1 protein-coding gene is annotated in these 303 nt (G+C 66.0%); it reads right to left on the bottom strand.

Annotation, left to right across the window (positions count from 1 at the left end; all coding sequences use genetic code 11):
• The coding region (locus GYA94_RS27060) for a lipopolysaccharide kinase InaA family protein (protein ID WP_218031618.1) at positions 1-303 on the bottom strand (303 nt) is incomplete at both ends.

The raw sequence follows: 303 nt of genomic DNA, 5'->3' as shown, positions 1-303 counted from the left end.
GCACCGTGCAGGGTACGCGCCAGCTGGCCGCACGCCTGCAGGATGCCGTTGCGCTCGGCCTCGCCCAACTGCGGCCATTGGCCCAGCAGGCTGTCGAGGTCGGCCCACGTGTCCAGGGCACGGGTCATCAGAATCGCCCGGTGCTGGCCGCCCTGCTTGCGCTCACCGTAGAACACCGCCTGCAAGGCCGGAATGTGCAACTTCTGATAACGGCTGATATTTCGGAATTCGCGGGCGAAGGTTGGCTCGCCAAACGGCCGGTGTAGGGTGCGGGTCAGGTAGTCGCACTGGCGCTTGAGGTAG

This window comes from Pseudomonas juntendi, assembly GCF_009932375.1.
In the GTDB taxonomy this organism is placed as follows: domain Bacteria; phylum Pseudomonadota; class Gammaproteobacteria; order Pseudomonadales; family Pseudomonadaceae; genus Aquipseudomonas; species Aquipseudomonas juntendi.
The sequence above is the reverse complement of the archived record's forward strand: the minus strand, read 5'-3'. Positions and strand labels throughout refer to the sequence as shown.